General features: G+C 69.6%; 4 protein-coding genes. 3 read left to right on the top strand and 1 reads right to left on the bottom strand.

Going from position 1 to position 3948, the window contains the following annotated elements:
- Window positions 1-140 precede the first annotated feature (140 nt).
- Window positions 141-593 (bottom strand): DoxX family protein, encoded by a 453-nt coding sequence (locus AB0C29_RS37285; RefSeq protein ID WP_360830693.1) that lies wholly within the window; start codon window positions 591-593, stop codon window positions 141-143.
- A 319-nt stretch (window positions 594-912) separates the two neighbouring features.
- Between AB0C29_RS37285 and AB0C29_RS37280 the strand changes: the two genes are divergently transcribed.
- The 3 genes from AB0C29_RS37280 to AB0C29_RS37270 form a co-directional block, all read left to right on the top strand.
- Window positions 913-1512, top strand: a complete 600-nt coding sequence (locus AB0C29_RS37280; protein WP_360830690.1) for a DUF4956 domain-containing protein — start codon at window positions 913-915, stop codon at window positions 1510-1512.
- Window positions 1509-2297: a polyphosphate polymerase domain-containing protein gene (locus tag AB0C29_RS37275; protein ID WP_360830687.1), complete on the top strand. Its 789-nt coding sequence runs from the start codon at window positions 1509-1511 to the stop codon at window positions 2295-2297. The genes AB0C29_RS37280 and AB0C29_RS37275 overlap by 4 nt, the downstream gene beginning before the upstream one ends.
- Window positions 2290-3948, top strand: a 1659-nt coding sequence (locus AB0C29_RS37270) for a CotH kinase family protein (RefSeq protein WP_360830684.1), incomplete at its 3' end; no start/stop codon positions are given. The genes AB0C29_RS37275 and AB0C29_RS37270, both read left to right, overlap by 8 nt.

Below are 3948 nucleotides of genomic sequence, written 5' to 3'. Positions count from 1 at the left end.
TCTGCTGCTGCAACGGGACGGCTTCGCCGACGGGCCCTACCGCCGGCTGCGGGTCGCGGACCGGATCAGGACGGCGGCCTGCGGGGGCAGTGCCGCCCTGCTCGTCTGGTGTGTGGCGCTGGCGTTCGCGGCCCGGTGAGCTATCGGTGGCTGCCGGCGAGCCGGCCTTCGGGGACCGTGACGGTCGTCGTGTCGCGGCGGCGGGCGATGAGCGCGTCGACCGACCACGGGCCGGCGCCCAGGACGGCGATCGCGAGGAAGGTCCAGGCGTACAGCGCCGGGGTGACGCCGCCGTTCTGGATCGGCAGGACGCCCTCCGGCTGGTGGACGACGAAGTAGGCGTACGCCATCGAGCCGGAGGCGAGGATCGCCGCGGGCCGGGTGGCCAGGCCGGCCAGCACCAGGGCGCCGCAGACCAGCTGGATCACGCCGGCGTACCAGTTCGGCCAGGTGCCGGGCTCGATCGCCTGGCCCGAGCCGCGGTTGCCGCCGAGGACGCCGAAGACCGAGGCCAGCCCGTGGCAGAGGAACAGCAGGCCGATCACGATGCGGAAGAGCGACCACATCGGAGCCGCGAAGCGATGGGAGGACATGGCTCTCCTTGCGGGACGGGGATGAAGGGTGCTCGCAGACTAGAAAAAGTTCAGGGTTAAAGCAATGACGTCCGTCAATATATGGGAGCGCTCCCAGGGTATGGGACGAAAGCTTGTTATCCCGAAACTTCCGGTGTCTGAACCCGATCACCCACGCGAACGTCCATGCAGGTAAAGCGCTCATTTAGTGAACAAATCGCCGTGGTTAAGCCCAGGTTAACATTGACATGCATCGAATGCCGGTTTTAGTCTGCGGGCCAAGTTCCGGTCTTGTCCCGGAACTTCCAGATCGTTCCGCCGCTCGGAGGAGGACCGGAGCATGTCCGCATTCGTCTTGCTCGGGGCCGAGGTGCTGGCCGTCACCGTGCTCGTGCTCGGGTTGTACTTCCCCCGGCACCGGCGCCGGGACCTGATGGTGGCCTACTTCGGTGTCAACATCGGGGTCCTGGCCGTGGCCGACGCGCTGCGCACCACCGGCTCCGGCGCCGGGCTGGGCCTGGGCTTCGCGCTGTTCGGCGTGCTGTCGATCATCCGGCTGCGCTCGACCGAACTGGACCAGCACGAGGTCGCGTACTTCTTCTCCGCGCTCGCGCTCGGCCTGCTGGGCGCGCTCGACACCGTCTCGATCTGGCGCAACATCGCCCTGATGGGCCTGATCCTGGCGGTCATGGCGATCGTCGACAACCGGCGGGTGTTCAGCCGGTACGAGCACCAGACGGTCGTACTGGACTCCGTGGTCACCAACCGCGAGGAGCTGATCGGCCTGCTCGAGCACCTGCTCGACGGCAAGGTCCACTCCGCGCGCCCGCTGCGGGTGGACCTGATCAACGACTCCACGGTGGTCGACGTGCGGTACGCCCGTACCTCCTCCCGGGCGGTGGCGCCGGTGAGCCCGGCCGCGTACGCGGCGCGGCGGTGACCACGGTCATGGACTTCGCCGCTCTGGACACGCTGCCCCGGATCGGCCTGGCCGAGCTGGAGGAGCGCGCCGCCCTGCAGACCCGCGTCGACCGCAAGTACGTCATGCCCCTCGACGCCGCCGGCCTGCTGCTGGAGACACTCGCGCCGCACGCCGTGGTGCTGGAGATCAACGGGATCCGGCAGTTCGCGTACGAGTCGCTCTACTTCGATACCCCCGAGCTCAACGGCTACCACCGGACCGCGCACCGGCACCGCCGCCGGTTCAAGGTCCGGACCCGCACGTACGTCGACTCCGGCAGCTGCTGGCTGGAGGTGAAGGTGCCCGGCCCGCGCGGCAGCACGGTCAAGTACCGGGCCCCGCACGACCGCGAGCAGCAGCACACCGTGGCGGCCGGACGCGCATTCGTCGACGACGTCTTCTCCCGCCACGGTCTCCCGGCCGGTGACCACGTCGTCCTCGCCTCGGCGCTGCGTACCGAATATCTGCGGTTCACGCTGCTGCTGCCCGGCACCGACAGCCGGGTCACCGTCGACACCGCCCTGCGGTGGAGCACCGACGGCGACGAGGTGCGGCTACCCGGGACGGCGATCGTGGAGACCAAGACCGGTTCGGCCGCCTCCCGCGCGGACCGGGAGCTGTGGCGCCGGGGTCACCGTCCCGTCGCCTTCTCCAAGTACGCCACCGGACTGGCCGCTCTCCGCCCGGATCTTCCGGCGGCGCCCTGGCGGCGGGTGCTCCGGCGACACTTCACCGCTGCGAGAGAGGAACTGGTCCATGGCTAGGCGGATACCCAAGGTCCTCGGCGCACTCATCGCTCTGTGCGTCGTCACCCCGCTCGCCCTCACCGTCAGCGCCCGCGCCGAAGCGGGCCGCTCGCTGCGCGCCGCCGCTCCGGTGGCCGCGGCGCAGGACGAGCTGACCGGCGACATCACGTTCTCGGTGCCGAGCGGCACCTTCCAGGGGTCGGTCTCGGTGGCGCTGAGCACCACGATCGCCGGCGCCGAGATCCGGTACACCACGGACGGCCGGCCGCCGGCCGCCACGTCCACGGCCTACCCCGGCCGGGCCCTGAGCCTGACCGGGACCACCCAGCTGCGGGCCCAGGCCTTCGTCAACGGTACGGCCACCGGCGCACCCGGCACCGCGATGTACGTGGCCCGCTCGTTCGACGCCCAGCACGACCTGCCGCTGATGCTCATCGACGACTACGGCAAGGGCAAGCCCGGACGCGACTACGTGGACGCCGCCGCCATGGTCTTCGACACCACGGGTGGGCGTACCTCTCTCGCCGCGGCCCCGGCCGTCGCCTCCCGGGCCGGTATCCACCTGCGCGGGCAGTCCTCGGCCATGTTCGACAAGGCGCCCTACCGGCTGGAGCTGCGCGACAACGCCGACGACGACGCGGATCTGCCCCTGCTGGGCCTGCCGGCCGACTCGGACTGGGTGCTGCGCGGGCCGTTCAGCGACAAGTCGCTGATCCGCGAGGCGCTGATCTACGACCTCGGCCGCGAGATGGGCATGGCGACGCAGCGGTACCGCTTCGTCGAGCTCTACCTCAACGTCGACTCCGCGCCCGTGGCCGCCGCCGACTACCAGGGCGTGTACATGCTGGTGGAGACGATCAAGAACAGCAAGGACCGGCTCGACCTGAAGCAGCTCAAGGAGGCCGACACCACCCTGCCCAAGATCAGCGGTGGCTACATCTTCAAGTTCGAGTGGCTGGCCGCCGAGGAACCCACCCTGACCTGTACGGGACCGGCCGCTACCTGCTGGAACTACCTCGAGGTCGAGGACCCGTCACCGCTGAACGCGCAACAGAAGTCCTGGCTGACGCAGTACCTGCAACAGTTCCACGACATGCTGCACAGCTCCCGGTTCGCCGATCCACAGACCGGCTACCGCAGCTGGATCGACACGAAGTCCTGGGTCGACCTGGTGATCCTCAACGAGTTCAGCCGCGAGATGGACTCCTACCTGCGCAGCACCTACTTCTACAAGGACCGGGAAGGCCCGATCGTGGCCGGGCCGCTGTGGGACTACGACCTGAGCTTCGGCACCGGCGGCTTCTTCGGCAACGAGCAGACCGCCGGCTGGCAGTACCAGCAGACCCGCTCGCCGCAGGCCAACGACTGGTTCCAGATCCTGCTGACCGATCCCGCGTTCCAGAACGACCTCAAGGTCCGCTGGCAGGCACTGCGTCGCGGCCTGCTCTCCGATGCCTCGCTCAACGCCCGCGTCGACGCGCTCAGCACGCCGCTGACCGCCGCGGCCCAGCGCAACTTCCAGCGGTGGCCCAACCTGAGCTCCCGGATGGTCGGGCCGTTCGTCACCGACACGTCCGCGACCTGGGCCGGTCAGGTCCAGGTCATGCGCAGCTGGATGACCCGGCGCGCCGCCTGGCTCGACGGCCCGACCGCCTGGGGCGGCGCCACC

The sequence above is a fragment of the Actinoplanes sp. NPDC048791 genome (assembly GCF_040650095.1).
Taxonomy (GTDB): domain Bacteria; phylum Actinomycetota; class Actinomycetes; order Mycobacteriales; family Micromonosporaceae; genus Actinoplanes.
This window is presented reverse-complemented; position numbering and strand designations above follow the sequence as displayed.

What these genes read in the sequence shown, in the direction of transcription:
- AB0C29_RS37285 (WP_360830693.1), bottom strand. Translation starts at nt 593, where the DNA reads ATGTCCTCCCATCGCTTCGCGGCTCCGATGTGGTCGCTCTTCCGCATC.
- AB0C29_RS37280 (WP_360830690.1), top strand. Translation starts at nt 913, where the DNA reads ATGTCCGCATTCGTCTTGCTCGGGGCCGAGGTGCTGGCCGTCACCGTG.